We start from the raw sequence: 17,084 nt of genomic DNA on the forward strand, positions 1-17,084 counted from the left end.
AACGAACATGCCCGCCCGTTCCACTGGACCTACCAGGGCACTCCACTCAAGGAATGGGCCTGACCCCTCCACGAACTTGCGCGGAGCAGCACTAGGGCGCTGTCGACGGTGAACGGATGGCTCGGGTCGCCGGGCCGAGAGGACCAGCTCAGCACCAGGGGGGTCGGCCGCGTATTGGACGGCCTCGCAGAGGAACCGGCCGCCGAAGGAGTGCCCGATCAGGTGGAGGTACTGGCCGTGACGGTTGGCCAGGACGCGCGGCGCATCCGGCCGGCCGCGGCCGGAGTCGAGGTAGCCCAGCAGGTGGCCGAGGATCCGCCCGGCCTGGCCCTGGGCGCTCATCGCGTGCGCGCGCTCCCGGACGCGCCGGTAGCCGTGCAGGCTCGGCAGACCTCCTCACCTCATTCGAAGCGAGCCGAGCCGACGGGGCAACCGGACCGAAACCCACCTCCGGGCGCCGCAAGCCCGCAACGGGAATCCTGCACTCGAAAGGGCCGAGCGCCGCACGCCCCCGCGAACGGACTTCGGCCGCGCCGTTTGCTCCGGACGGGGCTCGGCGGCAGAGCGGGGGCGCGTCCATCCCCATGACGGCCGGGGCCGCATCCGGCGGGCCGGCCGCTGCCCTGGCACCGTCGAGAGGACCGGCCTCCCGGCCGGGCCGGTGATGTCCGCGGGAGCACGTCCGCGGCCCGGACCTGCGGGTCAGACGGGCCGAGGCCGGCGTCCTGGCGTCGGCAGGTACTCCTGCTCGCCGCCAGGGTGGCCGGCGACCGGCCGTCTGGCCGTTCGGACATACGGGCCGGCCAGTGGTCCTGCACGCGGAGGATCGCCCGCCTCGCCACGTCGGGGAGCGGCAAGGAGCGCAGGTCCGGCCGGACGAGGGCGAGTTCGTCGGCTGGGATGCCTCATCCGGGCGCTGGGGGCGGACCACGCCGACCGCTTCGCCGGTGAGTGCGAGGTCGGCGCCAGCCCCGGCTCGCTCCACCTCCCGCTCGCCGAACTCCCCGCCCGCCACGGCGAACTGCCCACCGACCGCCGGGTCGTCCTGCACTGCGCCGGCGGCAGTCGCTCCTCCATAGCCGCCAGCCTGGTGCGTCGGCACGGCCACCCGCACACCTACGACCTCATCGGCGGCTACGGCGCCTGGCATACCCTCACCCACCCCGCCTGAGGCTGAGCCCAGCTATCCCCGCCCACTGTGGTTCATTGGGATGCGGCGCCGAGGCTGGATTTCCTCGGCCGGCTCGGGGTGGTTCCCCTGCTGGGTCGTGGCCGCGCTGGCGCGGCAGGGAGATCCCGAACTCCTCCGGGACTTCATCGCCGACGAGATCCTCGACAAAGTCGCCGCCTACTGCCCACCGAATCCCTGACTCAGGTCAGCTGTCAAGCTCGGTAAGGATCCGCGCCGCGCGGTCGGGATCGAGATCCCACTGTATGGCGATCGTGATCAGACCGCTCAGCTGAAGGAAGTCCTCCGTCGGTTGGGTGATGGCGCCACGAGCGATGGCAACCGCGAGGTTTGGATCCTCAGTGTCTCGGCGGTCGACCCCAGTGTCGCTCTCGCTCTCCACCCGGCGGGCGAGCCCGTTGAGAAGGCCCGCGACTTCGCCGATGACCGGGTCTCCCGGCCGGAGATGCGTGATCACGTGGTGCGCCCGTTGGAACTGCTCAACGGCTTGGTCGGCGATGGACTGATGCCGCTGGTCCGTGTCTCGTAGGGTCACAAGGTGGATGAGGCCGGAGAGGCATTGCAACGCTTGGTGGGCCTCGACGACGGCATCGGCGAGGGGAGTGGGGTGCGCCTCGGGAAGCGCCGCCTTCCAGGTGTCGAAGAGACCAGTACCCGGCCATAGCGTGCTCTGGAGTTGGTGTGCCACGAGCCTGACCGGTTTGCCACCGATCAGCGGCACGAGGAGGACGGCTCTGCGGAAGCCCTGCGAGCCGGGATCGTGTCGTAGGAGCGTACACAGCTGCTCCACTGCCACCTGCCACTCGGCGAGATCGTCAAGCTCCACGCCCACGGCCAGCTCCAGAGCCGGCCATTCCGCTCCGTCGGCGTCGTGGACCGGTCGGGTATAGACCTGGGCACGGAACCCCATGGCGAGGGCGCCTGTGCGAAGTGCTTGCGGAACGGACTCGGCGCGTGTGTTGGCGGTCCTGCGAGCCAGCTCCGCCGCACGGGAAAGGGCCCGAGCGGAGGGCCCCGATCGAGCCTCGGCCCTGAGCTGCTTCGGATCGAGGCTGCCCCAGGTGAGTTCCGCGAGAACGGCGTGCAGGTCGGTGAGGGTCTCCTCCAACTGGTCAAGGACGTCCGGCGGCTCCTGCCCGATGAGATGCCAGCGTTCCGCAGTGCGTACGTGCGAGATCTGCTTCCGAAGATTGCTCCAGACATAGGACGCGAGTGCCCGGTCGTTCTGAGATTCGGGAAGTCGGCTTGTGAGGTTTTTGGCGATGCCGTCGACGAGCAGTTGCAGGTGATCGGCGCCACTACCTGGAACGGTGTTGCCAACCGGCAGCGAGGACAGAAATGCGGTGTCGGCGGGTAGTGTCAGCGAGTCGGCCCAGGCCTGGAGCATCGCGTGAGTCGCACGAAGCTCGGCGGCGTCCTGCGGGCGACCGCGACCGGTGCACCAGACCCGGGTCAGAGTCGCGAGGTAGAGGTGCAATGCAGGGAGGATGGCAACCGCCGTGGCCGTTCGAGTCGTCCAGTCGGTGGTGCCGGCCGCTGCCGCGCCGATCAGGGCCTGAGTACGAGTCCATGCCACCTGGCTCGGTGACCTGTCGTTCTGACGAGGCAGAAGGCTGATCCCGCTCGTGTAGTCGCCGATCCTCAGGGGAATCCCACCGGGCAACAGGTTCTGGACGTCTACGCTCTCGCACCGCGGCAGGCAGCGCAGCAGCAGTTGCCCGAGCGTCCCCACGTCCTGTTCCACCTCGGGATGGGCCTGATCCGACACGTGCAACAGGCGGGCGTAGGCGACTGGGCCGCCGTCGCGTTCTATCACGGATGCTTCTGTCAGCCACGGTGAGTAGGCCCCGAAGCGGCTCAACACGCTTTCCTCACCGCCCGCCACCTCCAGAAGGCTCTCGGCCAACGGGACTGAGACCGCGCGGGCCGCACCAAGGAGTTCTCCCAGCGAGTCGGCCGGCGACGTTGCCAGCAGTCGGCCGAAGGGCGAGTCGGACACCACCGTCGACCAACCTTCGGAATCCAGGTCTGATCCGGCGAGCACAGACAGGAGCTTCTGTGCCTCGCTCGGCTCGTCGCACTGGGCCAGTAGGCGGCCGATTGCGTCTGCCCCGAACTGCTTCGCCAGCGCATCGCGAAGCGGCAAGCCGACCTCGCCGGCCGCACGGATCTCGGCCATGGCCGAGGCAATCTCGGGCTTCAGCATGGGCAGCGGATCCCCATCCAACAGCGAGAACTGCAAGGTGGTGCGCCGCAACGCAGGTGCAACCCGATGCCTGTCTAGGATCAACGCCCAGCCGTCGGCGCAGCGTCTGGCGTCGACCAACCGAAGAGCCTGAAGAACGCCGGTCACGACCGAGGCGCCGGATCTGCGCCGGAGTTCGACCACCGCCTGGTCCAGCACAATGGAATCCAGATCGGGGCAGTCGGCGAGGACACCGGCGACGAACGGTTGCAGTTGCGGATCCGACACCATTTGCATCACCGCCACCACAGTGTCGTCCAGCACCGGTGGCGGCACCGCATGCACGGCATCGACCAGCCGGCCCGAGCGCAGCTGGTGCAACCCTGACAGGCGGCCCATCCGTTCGAGGACGAGATGCTCTTCGGCCAGGCGGGACAGCGCGATGCGAAAGTCCCTGTCCCCGACCCCGAGTTGCTGCTGAAGCGACCGCACGGGCAGGTCGGCACCCCACCGATGGGCCACGGAGATCCTCGCCAGGATCTCGATCTCCGTTTGCCGTCCTTCGACGACCCGTCGTTCGACCTGCTCCGACAGGACGTCCGACAGTCGTCGTCCACGGGTGAGGAGGTGGGTGAACTCCAGCGTCAGTCCGCCCGCCGCGTCGTACGCCTCCCGCCAGTGCGGAGCCGCTGTAGCGCCGGAGGCGGACAGCCCGGCGTGGATCTGCTCCGCGACCTCCTCGTCGAGTGTCACCGTGACCTGGGTGCATTCGGCACGGCTTCGCAGGGGGAGTAGATCCTCGCTCCGGACGGAGCCCAGCAGCAGAACACCGGGAAGCGGAGCGAGCTCACGATGGAGGATGTCCCAAGCTTCGGCCGTGCCGATTCCGATTCCGTCCACCACGAACCCGACCGGGGACCGAGACGAGGGCTTCAGGGCCTTCGCGAGCCGTACCAGCGGAGCGGTGTCCTCGGCCCGGAGTCGTCTGATCCGGTACCAGAGCACGTGCCTCGTCGAATAGGCGGCGGTCCACATCACGGCGGACTTTCCCACTCCGGAGGGGCCCGTCACGAGAACGCTCTGCCCCCGGGCGACCGCCTCGGCGACCTGGGCGGTCAGGAGCGGTCGCGGAGTCGGCAGACCCGCCGCGACATGCCCGGGTTGAACCTCGACACCCTCGTAGAACCTGTCCGAGTGCAGTGGTCGGTCGAAGTCCACCGGTTCGCAGAGACCTTCGGCCAGTGCTTCTTCCAAGGATGTGCGATCGATGGATTCCGCGACCTCGGTCACGACGCACTCGATACCCGTGCGGCTCAGCCCGGTTGCCTCCACCAGGCTGTTCGAGGCATTGGCGTCGGCATGGCCCGCCACGGCGTTGCGTAGGGCCAGTACCACCGCTTCCGCCGGCGCGGGAGGAAGCCCGAGACGTTGCACGACCGTGGCCCGGGCTTCTTCAGCCGCAACACGCCACGGGAGTACATAAAGACTGACCATATCGAGCCAAGCGTTGATCGCTTCGGTGCTCAGTCCGGCCCGAAGTGCCTTCGCTTTGACGGACCGCACCAGGGGGTGATCGTGCGGCAGACTGCTCAACGGCTGACCCCAGCGGGTGAACCACTCGCCACTCACCGGACGTTCGAGGACCAAGAGCGATCGGCCGGTCACTCCCGCATCCTGGCGTTTCGCATGAGCCTGGGCCATAGCGAGGAGGTGTCCGGCAACGTCGGCAACGGTGAAGTCACCGATTCGTGCCTGGCGGGATTTCACCTGCACGTGCCAGGGGGTTGGCCCTTCGCAGCACAGGTCTTCCAGCCCCTCCGGGACGACGCGATCAGCGTCGAGCTTCCCGGACAGAACACGGCCGCACAGCCATGCTCCGACAGCATCCTGGTAGTGGAATCCGCGGCCGGCTTGAGCTCCTGAACGCGTCGCCATCCACAGCGCCTCGGCAGGCTCATTGTCCGGATTGTCCTGCTGAATACGAATGGAGGGCCGAACTTGCTTGCGTGACGAACCGCTTTCACCGACCATCGACCAATCATCGCAGTTCGATGTACGTTCCCGCCCCAGCAGGTGTTGATTACGTTGGTGGCCGGAGGCGGTGCGGGCCTGGCCGCAACCACGGCCGACAACACCTCAAACCACTTCCGTCGCCGGTGCCGGTCTCTCGGCGGGCATGTGCGTCTCGCTTCGGATCCTCCTTCAGCGAAGCCATCGGCTTCAGCCACATGCGGTGGCCAGTATCGGCCCGCTGTCGACGATGGCCGGGCGCTGCCCGGTCAGGGTGCGCGGCCACGGGAGTGAACAGTCGCGAGTCGACGCTCCGTCAGGTGAGTCAGCAAGAGGTCAGCATCGGGATGAGTACACCCTGCTGTACATGCGAAAACATGAGAGCGCTCATCATCCGCCCGGTGTTGCGATGGGACGTCCGGAGGTCTGCTCTAGGCTCCCTCGTGCGACTCGGGCGAGATCGTTTCAGATTCGTCACGTGGTAACCCCTGACAGCCGATCGGCGAGGCATCTCCGCAGGTCAGCGTATTCATGTCCAAGGCGCCAGCAGTATCTGCCGTGCACCTGGCTATCCGCCTAGCCACGCACCTCGCCCGGACCTCACCTTCTTCCCCTGCCTCTCGCTCGCCTGTACGATCCGCTTACTGGATCGGTCGATGTAGTCCGCCCAGTTCTACCTCGACTGCCTCTCCCAGGCCTCGTACCTGATCGCCGACGAGCGCACCGGCCGCGCCGTCGTGGTCGACCCCCGCCGCGACGTCGACGAGTACGTCGCCGACGCCACGGCGCGCGGCCTGACCGTCGTCGGCGTCATCAACACCCACTTCCACGCCGACTTCCTGGCCGGCCACCTGGAGTTGGCCGACCGCACCGGCGCCTGGATCGGGTACGGGCGGCGGGCGGAGACCGAGTACCCGATCCGCAAGCTCGCCGACAGCGAACGGATCGTCCTCGGTGACGTCAGCCTCCAGATCATGGAGACCCCCGGCCACACCCCGGAGTCGATCAGCATCCTGGTCTTCGAGCAGCCCGACGACACCGTCCCGTACGGCGTGCTCACCGGCGACGCCCTGTTCATCGGCGACGTCGGCCGCCCCGACCTGCTCGCCTCCACCGGCGTCACCGCCGACGAACTCGGCGCCATGCTCTACGACAGCGTCCACCGCAAGCTGATGGGCCTGCCCGACGAGACCCTGGTCTTCCCCGCCCACGGCGCCGGTTCGGCCTGCGGCAAGAACCTCTCCACCGAGAAGCGGTCCACCATCGGCACCCAGCGCCGCACCAACTACGCCTGCCAGCCCATGGACCAGGACACCTTCGTTCGCATCGTCACCGCCGGACAGTCCGCCGCCCCCGCCTACTTCGGCCACGACGCCGCCCTCAACCGGCAGGACCGCCCGCTGCTCGACCGCGCGAACGCCGCCCGTCCGCTGTGCCCCGAGGGCTTCAAGGAGGCCAGCGCCGCGGGCGCCGTCGTCCTCGACGCCCGCAGCCCCGAGGACTTCGGTGCCGGACACATCCGAGGCGCCATCAACGTCCCCCTCGACGGCCGCTTCGCCGAACAGGCCGGCACCGTCCTCACCCCCGACAGCACCATCGCGATCATCGCCCCGCAGGACCGCGAGAACGAGGTCGTCACCCGCCTCGCCCGCATCGGCTTCGACCACATCGCCGGCTACCTGCGCAACCCCGGCAACGCCCTGCCCGCCCTCGCCGACGACCTCACCCCCGCCAACCGCCTCACCGCCGACCAACTCCGCACCGCCCTCACCGGCGACCGGCCCCCCACCGTCCTGGACGTGCGCACCTGTGGCGAACGCGAAGCGGGCTCCGTCGAAGGATCCCTGCACATCGCCCTCGCCGAACTCCTCGCCCGTCTGGACGAGATCCCCACCGACCGCCCCCTGGTCGTCCACTGCGCAAGCGGCCACCGCTCCTCCACCGCCGCCAGCCTGCTCCGCCACCACGGCCACCCCGACGTCTCCGACCTCCTCGGCGGCTACGGCGCCTGGCACACCCTCACTCACTCAGCCCGACCCTGACCCCAGCACCTTCCACCCAGGCCTCGGAAGCTCCCGAAGGCAGTGCCTCGCCGCATGGCCTCAGGGCGCCACCCCGGTCTCGGAGTGGGACGCCGGCTGCTGACCTTTTGCTGTTTTTCTGGCGCGGCATCAGGCGAGCCGTTGCTGCCGGACCGGACGTCGAAGCGGGGTGATCTGTGGCGCGATCACCGGCAGCTGATCGACGCGATCGCATTCAAGTACCGTACTGGCACTCCATGGATGGACCTGTCGGAGAGGTTCGGGCTGTGGGTGAGCACCCACAGCCGGCAGGTGGCCGGCCCTGCACCATCGAACTGCTGGACGACGTGGCGAGCGTCCTCGTGAACATCTCATCCAGCGCCATCGATTTATCTTCAAGTAGCATCAGGCGCAACATCAGTTGCGGGGAGGGTTCAATGAACGCGAAAGGTCTCATCGGCGACTTCATCGACCATGCGAGGAAGTCGGGAAATAGGCGCCTTGATGACGAGTTTGCGGACGGTTACAACGAAGCAGCCAATATAAGTGTTGAAATCCTGGCGAAGACGATCGGCGACTTGCAGAAGCGAGCCGCATCAGGCGATTTCCTGTCGGAGCATGAGCAGTTTCTGTCGGGGAAGCTGTACGAGCTAAAGGCCGACATGGAAAAGGCGCTGTACGATTTTTGGGAGCAGGGCGGCCCGTCCAGCGTTCGCGCCGATGAACGCCCGTAGCTGCTTGGCGGGATAGAGGCAGGACTGGTTCCGAGCCGGCGCGATCGGGTCGCGCGAACCAGGCTCAGTTCGAAGGATCAAGGCCTGGAAGTCGAGCATTCCGCGCGGACCTGGGCTCCTCGCGGCCTGACCCCAATCAGCTACTTCGCCAGCAGAGTCGCCGGTCCGACGTCCCGTGCTCCCGCACGAACGGGCGGGGCAGGGCGGGGCGTCCGGCAGAACGGATCCACCGGCCGCGGAACCGGTACGACGCACCGGCAGCCACCCCTGCCGATGGGCGGGCCGGGACCGGGGAGCAGGGTGCCGGGCCGGGGCGGGAACGGGAGCCTGGTCCTCGTTCCGGTGGGTGACGCCCGGTGGCGAGAGCGCTTCGTAGTGTCGGGGGCGTGACCTGGTGGTTCGTCCGCCGGGCGGCTCGCCCGTGGGGCGGGCCGCCGTCACCTTCGACTCTCATTCCCGTACTGCCCCCGTGCCGCCTTCGTGGCGCCGTGTCCAAGGAGCCTGCCCATGGCCGATCGTCATTTCCGCCACCGCCTCGACACCTCGGCTTCCACCGGTGCCGGTCCCGCCGGGCTGGGCGGTGCGGAGCACGGGACGGCCCGGTGGGGTCGGCAGGAGGCGGCGATGGCCGACATCGGCCGCGAGGGCCTGTCCCGGCGGCGGGTGCTGACGGCGGGTGCGCTGGCCGGGGCAACGCTCCTGGGCACCGGCCTGACGGGAGGCAAGGCCTCGGCCGCGTCCGCCCCGGCGATCTTCTACTCGCCGCACCAGGACGACGAGGTGCTGGGCCTGGCCGGGTCGATCCTGGAGCACAAGGCTGCCGGACGGCCCGTGTACCTGGTGCTGGTGACGCTGGGCGAGAACGACGGGCTGGCGAGGATCATGAACGAGAAGGACGAGGAGGGCGAGAAGATGGAGTGCGAGCTGCGCAAGAAGAACCATTGCGCGGCTCACGGCCCCCATGGGCTGGACTGGCCGACCGACGGTGTGGGCATGATCGTGCCCTCCCGGACCGCGGAGTTCATGGCCTCGGCCGCCGTCCTCGGCGTCGACAAGGTGATCAACCTGAAGATCTCCGACTCCGCGTGGAACGGGGACGACGCCTTCGAGAAGTTCACCAAGACGGTCAAGTCGAAGATCGCGTCCATCGCGGATCAGTACCCGGGTGCCTCGCACAAGTTCACCGCGGGCTGGCTGGAGGTCAGCGCGACCCACAAGGCGATCTCCGACGCGGCCGTGCAGCTGGCGAGGGCGGGCAAGCTCACCGATGTGCGCTTCAACTTCGTCTACGCCTACGACTACCCGCTCGCCTCCCGCGGCAACGGCGCCGCCTACGTGCTGAACATCCCCGCGGCCCACATGCAGACCAAGCTCAACGCCATCGCCTGCTACAACACCTGGAAGCCGTCCAAGAACCTCTACGCGCTCGGCTACCACAGCGCCTCGGAGAAGCTGGAGGGCGCGGCGGCCGACCCGCACGAGTACGTCTTCGCCGTCCCCAACGACGACTACGAGTACGGGGACATCGGCTTCAAGAAGGGGGGCAAGTACAGCGGCAAGCCGCAGTGGGGGTGGTCCTGACGGACCGCCGGGCGCGTGTCGGCGCCGCACCGCCGACCGCCCCGGGCGGTTCGTTTCCCAACCGCCGGTCGGGTCGTCGAGCGCTGCACCACGCCTCGACGGAAAGCCCGTTCATGCCCGTTCACCCCCGGCGCGCGGCCGCCGCCGTCGCCACCACGGCCGCCGGGCCACCTGCGACCTGCTCGGCGGCTACGCGGCCTGGAGGTCCGCCTCGGCCGACTGAACGGTGGGGGAGGGGCGGGCCGTCAGCCGGTGGCGCGCTGGGCCCGGTGGGCGGCGACCCGCACCCGGGTGGCGCAGCGCGGGGTGCAGAAGCGCTGCGGGGTGCGGCGGCCGGTGTCGATGAAGAAGCGGTCGCAGTCGGGGGCGGCGCACTCGCCCCAGGCGCAGGTGCCGCGCTCGCTGAGCCACAGGCCGAGGGCCAGGGCGGAGGTGGAGAGCAGCCAGTGGGTGAGTCCGGCGGTCGGGGGTGCCTGGGTGTGCATCGACCAGGGGCGGCCGGGGAGGCGGACGAGGCGGGGGCGGGCCGGGTAGTGGTCGAGCAGGGTGTTGATCGCTTCGGCCGCCTCGTCCTCGTCGTGGAGGGCGAGGATGCCGATCAGCGGGGCGGTGGCCTCGCGCAGCTCGCGGGCGTCGGCGTCGGTGAGGCGGAAGGGCGGGCCTCCGTGGCGTTCCAGGAGGGCTTGCAGGTCGGCGGCGCCCGCCTCGGGGTCGGCGCGGACGGTGTTCGCGAGCTCGGTGACGAAGTGGAGGCCGCGGGGGTTGCCGCCGTCGTGGTCCTGGGTCATGGGGTGCGCCCCTTCCGATCGTTTGCGCACCCCATGGTAACGTCGAAATCCACAATTAGGCGTTACGAAGGAGTGGCATGCGATTCCCGGCAACGACGCCCGTCCTGATCGTCGGCGCAGGCCCGGTCGGCCTGACCATGTCGCTCCTGCTCTCCGGGTACGGCGTGCCGCACCTGCTCGTCGAGGCGCACCAGGGCACCTCCCGCCACCCCAAGGCCCGTGGCGTGTCCGCGCGTTCGATGGAGATCTTCCGCAGGCTCGGCTTGGAGGCCGACGTCCGGCAGGCCGGGCTCCCGGCCTCGCACGTCTTCTTCTACCGCGGCCGCGACCTCGTCGACCCGGACTTCGTACGCACCGGCGTGGCCGCCGCCCCGGACGGCGGCGCCGAGCGCACCCCGTCGCCGGGGCTCATCTGCTCGCAGGACGCCCTGGAGGCCGTGCTGCTGCGCCGAGCCCGTGAACTCGCCCCGGACGGCGTGCGGTTCGCCACCCGGCTGCTCTCCTTCACCGAGTTCACCGAGCCCGCCGCCGCCGGCGCATCCGCAGGCGGCGGCGAGGGCGTGCACGCGGTGCTGGAGGACCGGGCCACCGGCGACCGGCACACCGTGCGCGCCGACTGGCTGATCGGCTGCGACGGCGCCGCGAGCATCGTCCGCACCGGCGCCGGAATCGCCATGGCAGGGCCGACCGGCCTCGGCCACTTCCTCAGCATCCGCTTCGAGGCGCCGCTCGGCGAAGTCGTCGCCGACCGGGCCAGCGCGTCCTACTTCCTCACCGAGCCCGGCCGCGGCGGCTTCCTGGCCGTGGACAACGACCGGCACTGGATCTACCAGCACCCCTACGACCCCGGGCGCGGCGACCTCGCCGACCTCCTCGGCGACCACCGGCAGCTGGCCCGGCTGGTGCGCGACGCCGCCGGACTGCCCGACCTCGACGTCACCGTCCGGGACACCCAGACCTGGCGGCTGGACGCCCGACTCGCCGACACCTACCGCCGGTCACGGGTCCTGCTCGCGGGCGACGCGGCCCATGTGACGCCCCCCACCGGCGGGCACGGCATGAACACCGGCATCGGCGACGCCGACAACCTGGCCTGGAAGCTCGACGCGGTCGTGGCCGGGTCGGCCGGCGAAGCGCTGCTGGACACCTACCAGGCCGAGCGCCGCCCCGTCGCCCGCCAGGTCATCGACCTGTCCCTCGCCAACTCCCTTGCCCGCACCGGCTACCGGATCGACGACGAACTGCTGCTCACCGCGGCCTACCGGTCCACCGCCGTCCACGCCGACCCCGACGCCCCCGCCCGCCCGCCGCTGGACCCGGATGGCGAGCACCCCGACGGCGGGCCCGGTGGCCGCCTCCCGCACCTGCGCCCGGCCGGACTCCCCGGGGCGGCGTCGACGCTCGACCTCGTCGGCCCCGGCTTCGCCCTGCTCACAGCCGCCGGCGATCCCGCCTGGCAACACCAGGCCGACACCGCCGCGGCGGCAGGCCTGCCCGTCGTGCTGCGGCCACTGCCCGCCGCCGACTGGCCCGGTCTCTCCGGCCTCCCCGCCACCGGCGCGCTCCTCACCCGCCCCGACGGCCACATCGCCTGGCAGGCGCCCCACCCGCCCGCCGACGGCGCCGAGTTGCGGGAAGTCCTGCGGCGGATCCTGTCGGCGTAGGCGGCCGACCCGACGCCACCGGCCGGCCCGGCGCCACCGGCCGGCCCCGTCACCGAACGCCGGCGGAGCACGACCGCGTCACGGTCGACGGCGACCCGCGCGGGTACGTCCGCCGGCCGTGACGGCTCCGGCGCGACGTCAGGCCGCAGCCGCCGCCCCCGGCTCCAGCAACCGGTCCAGCACCCGGCCGAAGACCAGGCGCCCGGCGCGGGCCACGAGCGGGTCGAACAGCGCGGGCAGGCGCGCGACCCGGAGCTCCTCCGTCCAGGTCACCTCGGATCCGCCGGTCTCCCCGGCCTGCCCGGTGTCCGGGCCGGGGGCCCGCACGCGCAGTTCGGCCCAGCCGAGTACCAGCCGGCCCCGCTTCTCCAGCCGGCACAGCCCGTCGCGCCCGGCCGAGGGGGCGGTCAGGCCGACGATCTCCATCGGGTCGTCGAACCGGAACGGCCCGATGACCGTCCGGGCCAGGATGGCGTCCCCCGCCCGCCCGCCACCGCCCCGCACCACGGTGACCCGGGTGAACGGCACCCGGTCCCCGTGCCGGGGCCAGGCGGTCAGCTGTTCCCAGCAGACGGCCGGGGACAGGGGCGAACGGCGGGTCAGGACGAAGCGGGCCATGCCTCACGGTACGGCTGCGGGCAGGGCGTCACGGCGGGGGCGTGCCGCCGAGGAGGGGGGCCAGGGCGAACAGGTCGGACGGGGCGGCGTCGTCGGGGAGCAGGACGACCAGCGGGGGGCGGGCCTGCGGGCCGAGCCGGGCGACCTCGTAGGCGGTGACGCCGCTGCCGGGCGCGGCGACCAGGGCGACCGGGGCCGGGGACTCCAGCAGCGGGGCCAGGACCGGGCGGTAGGCGGCCGGTGACGGCGGGCCGGCGGCCGGGCGGAGCACGCCGAGGGCCTGCGGCCCTGGCCAGCCGCGCGCGGTGCCGGGGTAGCGGGTGTGCGGGGCGTCGGGCGGGGGCAGCAGCAGCACCCAGCCCGCTCCGGGGCGGGCGGCCCGGCGCAGCACCTCCAGCCGGACGGCCGGGCCGTCCGTCGGGCCGTCCGGGCCCGGCGGGTGGTCGGCGGGCCCGCCGGGCCGGGGCGCCGGGTGTCCGGCGAGGGTGGAGCGCAGCACCTCCGAGGTGCTGAGCCCGCTCGGCAGGTCGGGGAAGGTGCGCAGCAGGTGGGCGCTCTGGCTGAGGAGTTCGACGGCGTCCCGGTCGGCCAGCAGGGCGCGGTCGTGGGTGGTGGTGAGGACGAGTCCGCCGGTGGCGTCGTAGTGGGCGGCGAGGGTGATCGGGTACGAGGTGAAGGTGCCGGCCGGTACGGGGTTCTCCACGTGGATGCCGTGCGCGGCCAGGTCGGTTTCCAGCCGCAGGTGGTGCGGGGCGGTCGGCTGGTGTTCCAGGACGACCAGGCTGTGCGGCCGCTGCCCGCGCGGGGTGGCGCTCCAGCGGTGGGCCTGTCCGGGCGAGACCCACTCGTAGGCGGCGAGGTCGAGCACGCCGTCGCGCAGGGCGGCGAGCAGTTGCGGCACCGTCGTGCTCGGGTGGACCCGGACGGAGATCGGCAGCGGGTTGCGCAGCGCGCCGGGCAGTCGGTCGATGCCGTCCAGCGGGATGCCCCGCCCGGAGACCGTCACCGCGAAGCCGACCCGCACCGCCCGGGCCGGACGGCTCTGCTCGTGGGGCTGCGCCGCGCGGTAGAGCAGCAGCGCCCAGGCGGCCTGGAGGGCGCTGCTCTCGCCCGCCCCCCAGTCGGCCGCCCAGCCGCGCAGCCGGACCGCCTCGTACGGGGTGAGCCGGCGCCGGGCGCGTCCGCTGCCGCGCCGGGTCGGGTCGGGGGCGAGCGGGAGGACGGCGCCGGCGGCGGCCCGGGTGGCCCAGAACTGCCGGGCGGCGTCGCTCCCTTGGGCGTCGAGCCAGCGGGCGTGGTCGCGGACGTCGGGGCGGCGCTCGCCGCCGGGCAGGACGCCGCCGGTCAGGTAGGCGCGATAGAAGGCCTGGAGGAGCAGCCGCACGCTCCAGCCGTCGAGCATCGCGTGGTGGTAGGTGAGCAGGACCCGGGTGACCGGCCCTTCGTCCGCGTCCTGCGGGCCGGAGTCGAGCAGGGTGGCGCGCAGCAGGGCGGGTCGGCGCAGGTCGAAGCCGCGGTGCCGGTCGGCTTCCAGCAGGTCGTCCCAGCCGACCGCGCCGTGCGGGTGCCGGGTGACGTCGGGGACGGCCCGTTCGTGCAGCACCATCCAGGGGTCGCCGGCGGTGTCGTCCCAGTCGAAGGCGGCGCGCAGCACCGTCTCGTGGTCGAACACGGACTGCCAGGCGGCGGTGAACCGGGCGGTGTCCAGCGGCCCGTGCCAGTTCCAGGACAGCTGTTCGACGTGCCGCCCGCCGTGGTCGGCGCGCCCGATGACCTGGCGCAGCATCTCCCGTTGCAGCGCGCTGGTCGGCACCGTGACGGGCTCCGGCGGGTGCGCCAGGGCCTCCCTCAGCCGCTCCACGAGTGCGGCGGCGCGCGCGGACGGTCCGGCGGCGATGCCGACGAACAGGCGCCGGAGGCCGTGCCGGCGGTCCTCGACCAGGACGGCGCGCAGCCGCACTCCGGCGGCGAGGGCGCGTCCGAGGTCGGCCAGGACCCGGTCGAGTCCGTCGGGGCCGTCCACCGTGCGCTCCCAGAGCGCGTCCGCCCGGTCCTGGGGCGTGGGACCGGCCCCGTCGACGGCGCGCAGGGCGGCGCGCAGCACGTCGGCCTCGTACGTCTGCTGCAGCTCGACCAGCAGGAACTCCGGCGGCCGGCCGGCCCCGCGCGGCTGCGGCGGCCGAAACGGGCGGGTGGCGGTGCGGGCCAGCGCGGCGTTGACCGCGCCGGTGTCGAGCCGTCTCGGCGGGCGGGCGGCGGGCAGGCAGGGCTCGGGCGACGGGGCGCCGGCCACCAGCAGGGTGACGGGTGCGCTGGAGAAGTGACGGTTCGTCATCGCTGATCAGCGGGCACCGGAGCCCGGTTCCTTCCCGTGGGCCGGCCAGGGTTGCGCCGGGGTTACTGGGTGGCGAGGCCGCCGCAGACGTTCAGCGCCTGGGCGGTGATGCTGGCGGCGGTCGGGGAGGTGAGGTAGCCGGCCAGCGAGGCGACCTCCTCCGGGGTGGTGTAGCGGCCGAGCGGGATGTGCGTCTGGAAGTGCTGGTGGATGGTCTCGGGGGTGGTGTTGTAGGCGGTGGCGTACTCGTGGTGGATCCGGGTGGTGTGCGGGGTGTGCACGTAGCCCGGGCAGATGGCGTTGACGGTGGTGCCGGTCGGGGCCAGTTCCTTGGCGAGTGCCCGGGTGAAGCCGATCACGGCGTGCTTGCTCGCGGTGTACGGGGCGCCGAGGGTGACGGCCTGCTTCCCGGCGGTGGAGGCGATGTTGATGATCCGCGGGTGCGCGGTGCCGGTGAGGTGGCCGTGCTTGAGGGTCTCCCGGGTGACGAGGAAGACGGCGTTCAGGTTGGTGTCGATGACGTCGTACCAGAGCTCGTCCGTGGTGGTGGCGATCGGCCCGCCGCCGGTGCGGCCGGCGTTGTTGACCAGCACGGTGATCGGGCCGTGCTCGGCCACCACGCGCCGGATCAGCGCGCTGACCTGGGTGGGGTCGCGTACGTCGCAGGTGGTGCCGTCGGCCCGGTGGCCCTCGCCGCGCAGGGTGGCCAGCGCGTCGGTGATGTGCGGGCCGGTGCGGGCGCAGATGAAGAGGCGGTGGCCGCGGCTGCCCAGCTCGCGGGCGATGGCGAGGCCGATCCCGCGGGTGCCGCCGGTGATCAGGGCGAGGGGTTGCTCGGGTGCGGTGGTCATGGCGGGTCCTGGGGGTGAGGGCGGGCTGGGAGCTCGGGCCGGTGGTGGGTGGTCGGGGTCGGTGGGGTGGTCGGGGCGGGAGCTCAGGCCGGGTAGAGGTTGTAGGTGGTCGGGTGGGCCGTGGTCGGGGTGTTGAGGGCGGGGTCGAGGGTGAGGATCGCGTGGTGCACGTGTTGCAGGTGCGGGGAGGGCTGGATGCCGAGCTCGGTGGTGAGGCGGTGCCGCAGGTGGTGGTAGGTGGCGAGGGCGGTGGTCTGCCGGCCGGCCCGGTAGAGCGCGACCATGGCCTGGGCGTGCAGGCCCTCGTGGTGCGGGTGCTGGTGGGTGAGGTGGGTGAGTTCGGGGATGAGCTCGTTGTGCCGGCCGAGCCGCAGGTCGGTGTCGATACGGCGTTCCAGGGTGATCAGGCGGCTCTCCTCCAGGCGCATGATCTCGATGGCGAGGATCGGCCCGGGCCGCACGTCGACCAGGGCCGGGCCGTGCCAGAGCGCGAGGGCCTGCCGGAAGTGGGTGGCGGCCTGGTGGTCGTGGCCGTGGTTGAAGGCGTGCTGCCCCTGGGTGGTGAGCAGGCTGTAGGTGTGGACGTCGAGGTTGTCCGGGTGGGTGGTGAGCTGGTAGCCGCCGTGCCGGGTGGTCAGGATGTCCTTGGCGGTGATGTGCGGGGTCGGCCCGAGGCCCTGGGTGATTCGGCGGCGCAGCTGCAGGATGTACGTCTGCATGGTGGTGAGCGCCTGTCTGGGCGGGTCGTCGCCCCAGATCTCCTCGATCAGGGTGGCGGTGGGCAGGATGCGGTTCGGGTAGAGCGCGAGGAGGGCCAGGATCTGGCGTTGCTTGGCGGCGGTGGGGACGACGGAGATGCCGTTGAGGTCGGCGGTGAGGGGGCCGAGGACCTTGAGGTGCATGGCGGTTCTCCTCTCGGGCGCGGGGCGTCCGCTCGGGTGGGCGTCATTCGGCTGCTTGTTCGGGTCGACGGAATGGTGGGGCGGACGCGTCGCACCCTAGTTGGGCCGAGGGGTGGGGGCCGGATTCCTCAAGTGCCCGTCGAGCGCGGTTCCGGGCGCTCTGGTGGGGCGCCTCCGGGCGGCGCGGCGCGGCGGGCCGGTGCGGC

General features: G+C 71.6%; 11 protein-coding genes and 2 pseudogenes. 6 read left to right on the forward strand and 7 right to left on the reverse strand.

Features of this window, described 5'->3' with window-relative positions:
* A pseudogene (locus tag ACIQVZ_RS36115) lies at window positions 1–342 on the reverse strand (hypothetical protein); the annotation flags it as partial.
* A 322-nt stretch (window positions 343–664) separates the two neighbouring features.
* Between ACIQVZ_RS36115 and ACIQVZ_RS36120 the strand changes: the two are divergent.
* Entirely contained in the window at window positions 665–1,171 is a 507-nt protein-coding gene (locus ACIQVZ_RS36120) for a rhodanese-like domain-containing protein (RefSeq protein ID WP_402456067.1), read from the forward strand.
* A gap of 205 nt (window positions 1,172–1,376) precedes the next feature.
* Here the strand turns inward: ACIQVZ_RS36120 and ACIQVZ_RS36125 are convergent, their stop codons facing one another.
* A complete protein-coding gene (locus ACIQVZ_RS36125) occupies window positions 1,377–5,405 on the reverse strand; it encodes a hypothetical protein (protein WP_402456069.1) in 4,029 nt (1,342 codons plus the stop codon).
* 644 nt (window positions 5,406–6,049) lie between these two features.
* Here ACIQVZ_RS36125 and ACIQVZ_RS36130 point away from each other — a divergent pair.
* The 4 genes and pseudogenes from ACIQVZ_RS36130 to ACIQVZ_RS36145 all read left to right on the forward strand — a co-directional run.
* Window positions 6,050–7,426, forward strand: a pseudogene (locus tag ACIQVZ_RS36130) (rhodanese-like domain-containing protein); the annotation flags it as partial.
* A 54-nt stretch (window positions 7,427–7,480) separates the two neighbouring features.
* Window positions 7,481–7,771 carry a transposase gene (locus ACIQVZ_RS36135; RefSeq protein ID WP_402456071.1) on the forward strand — a complete coding sequence of 97 codons (291 nt, stop codon included), beginning with the start codon at window positions 7,481–7,483 and terminating at the stop codon, window positions 7,769–7,771.
* Window positions 7,693–8,139, forward strand: coding sequence for a hypothetical protein (locus tag ACIQVZ_RS36140; RefSeq protein ID WP_402456125.1), 447 nt, complete (start codon window positions 7,693–7,695; stop codon window positions 8,137–8,139). Before ACIQVZ_RS36135 ends, ACIQVZ_RS36140 begins: the two co-directional genes overlap by 79 nt.
* Before the next feature lie 507 nt (window positions 8,140–8,646).
* Window positions 8,647–9,720 carry a PIG-L deacetylase family protein gene (locus ACIQVZ_RS36145; protein WP_402456073.1) on the forward strand — a complete coding sequence of 358 codons (1,074 nt, stop codon included), beginning with the start codon at window positions 8,647–8,649 and terminating at the stop codon, window positions 9,718–9,720.
* Between the two features lie 245 nt (window positions 9,721–9,965).
* Here ACIQVZ_RS36145 and ACIQVZ_RS36150 read toward each other — a convergent pair whose 3' ends face one another.
* Window positions 9,966–10,508, reverse strand: a complete 543-nt coding sequence (locus ACIQVZ_RS36150; RefSeq protein ID WP_350884892.1) for a CGNR zinc finger domain-containing protein — start codon at window positions 10,506–10,508, stop codon at window positions 9,966–9,968.
* 77 nt (window positions 10,509–10,585) lie between these two features.
* Between ACIQVZ_RS36150 and ACIQVZ_RS36155 the strand changes: the two genes are divergently transcribed.
* The gene (locus ACIQVZ_RS36155) at window positions 10,586–12,172 is read left to right on the forward strand and encodes an FAD-dependent monooxygenase (RefSeq protein WP_402456076.1); all 1,587 of its coding nucleotides are present in this window, start codon (window positions 10,586–10,588) and stop codon (window positions 12,170–12,172) included.
* A 138-nt stretch (window positions 12,173–12,310) separates the two neighbouring features.
* Here the strand turns inward: ACIQVZ_RS36155 and ACIQVZ_RS36160 are convergent, their stop codons facing one another.
* The 4 genes from ACIQVZ_RS36160 to ACIQVZ_RS36175 all read right to left on the reverse strand — a co-directional run bounded on the left by ACIQVZ_RS36160 (window position 12,311) and on the right by ACIQVZ_RS36175 (window position 16,878).
* Window positions 12,311–12,790: an SRPBCC family protein gene (locus ACIQVZ_RS36160; protein WP_350884898.1), complete on the reverse strand. Its 480-nt coding sequence runs from the start codon at window positions 12,788–12,790 to the stop codon at window positions 12,311–12,313.
* Window positions 12,791–12,818: 28 nt separating this feature from the next.
* Complete coding sequence (locus tag ACIQVZ_RS36165) at window positions 12,819–15,125, reverse strand: condensation domain-containing protein (protein WP_402456078.1); 2,307 nt, start codon at window positions 15,123–15,125, stop codon at window positions 12,819–12,821.
* 62 nt (window positions 15,126–15,187) lie between these two features.
* Window positions 15,188–15,976 carry an SDR family NAD(P)-dependent oxidoreductase gene (locus tag ACIQVZ_RS36170; protein ID WP_350884904.1) on the reverse strand — a complete coding sequence of 263 codons (789 nt, stop codon included), beginning with the start codon at window positions 15,974–15,976 and terminating at the stop codon, window positions 15,188–15,190.
* An 83-nt stretch (window positions 15,977–16,059) separates the two neighbouring features.
* Entirely contained in the window at window positions 16,060–16,878 is an 819-nt protein-coding gene (locus tag ACIQVZ_RS36175; RefSeq protein ID WP_402456080.1) for a BTAD domain-containing putative transcriptional regulator, read from the reverse strand.
* Window positions 16,879–17,084: the final 206 nt, after the last annotated feature.

It is taken from the genome of Kitasatospora sp. NPDC098663 (assembly GCF_044760075.1).
In the GTDB taxonomy this organism is placed as follows: Bacteria; Actinomycetota; Actinomycetes; order Streptomycetales; family Streptomycetaceae; genus Kitasatospora.

What these genes read in the sequence shown, in the direction of transcription:
- ACIQVZ_RS36120 (WP_402456067.1), top strand. Translation starts at nt 665, where the DNA reads ATGTCCGCGGGAGCACGTCCGCGGCCCGGACCTGCGGGTCAGACGGGC.
- ACIQVZ_RS36125 (WP_402456069.1), bottom strand. Translation starts at nt 5,405, where the DNA reads ATGGTCGGTGAAAGCGGTTCGTCACGCAAGCAAGTTCGGCCCTCCATT.
- ACIQVZ_RS36135 (WP_402456071.1), top strand. Translation starts at nt 7,481, where the DNA reads ATGGCCTCAGGGCGCCACCCCGGTCTCGGAGTGGGACGCCGGCTGCTG.
- ACIQVZ_RS36145 (WP_402456073.1), top strand. Translation starts at nt 8,647, where the DNA reads ATGGCCGATCGTCATTTCCGCCACCGCCTCGACACCTCGGCTTCCACC.
- ACIQVZ_RS36150 (WP_350884892.1), bottom strand. Translation starts at nt 10,508, where the DNA reads ATGACCCAGGACCACGACGGCGGCAACCCCCGCGGCCTCCACTTCGTC.
- ACIQVZ_RS36155 (WP_402456076.1), top strand. Translation starts at nt 10,586, where the DNA reads ATGCGATTCCCGGCAACGACGCCCGTCCTGATCGTCGGCGCAGGCCCG.
- ACIQVZ_RS36160 (WP_350884898.1), bottom strand. Translation starts at nt 12,790, where the DNA reads ATGGCCCGCTTCGTCCTGACCCGCCGTTCGCCCCTGTCCCCGGCCGTC.
- ACIQVZ_RS36165 (WP_402456078.1), bottom strand. Translation starts at nt 15,125, where the DNA reads ATGACGAACCGTCACTTCTCCAGCGCACCCGTCACCCTGCTGGTGGCC.
- ACIQVZ_RS36170 (WP_350884904.1), bottom strand. Translation starts at nt 15,976, where the DNA reads ATGACCACCGCACCCGAGCAACCCCTCGCCCTGATCACCGGCGGCACC.
- ACIQVZ_RS36175 (WP_402456080.1), bottom strand. Translation starts at nt 16,878, where the DNA reads ATGCACCTCAAGGTCCTCGGCCCCCTCACCGCCGACCTCAACGGCATC.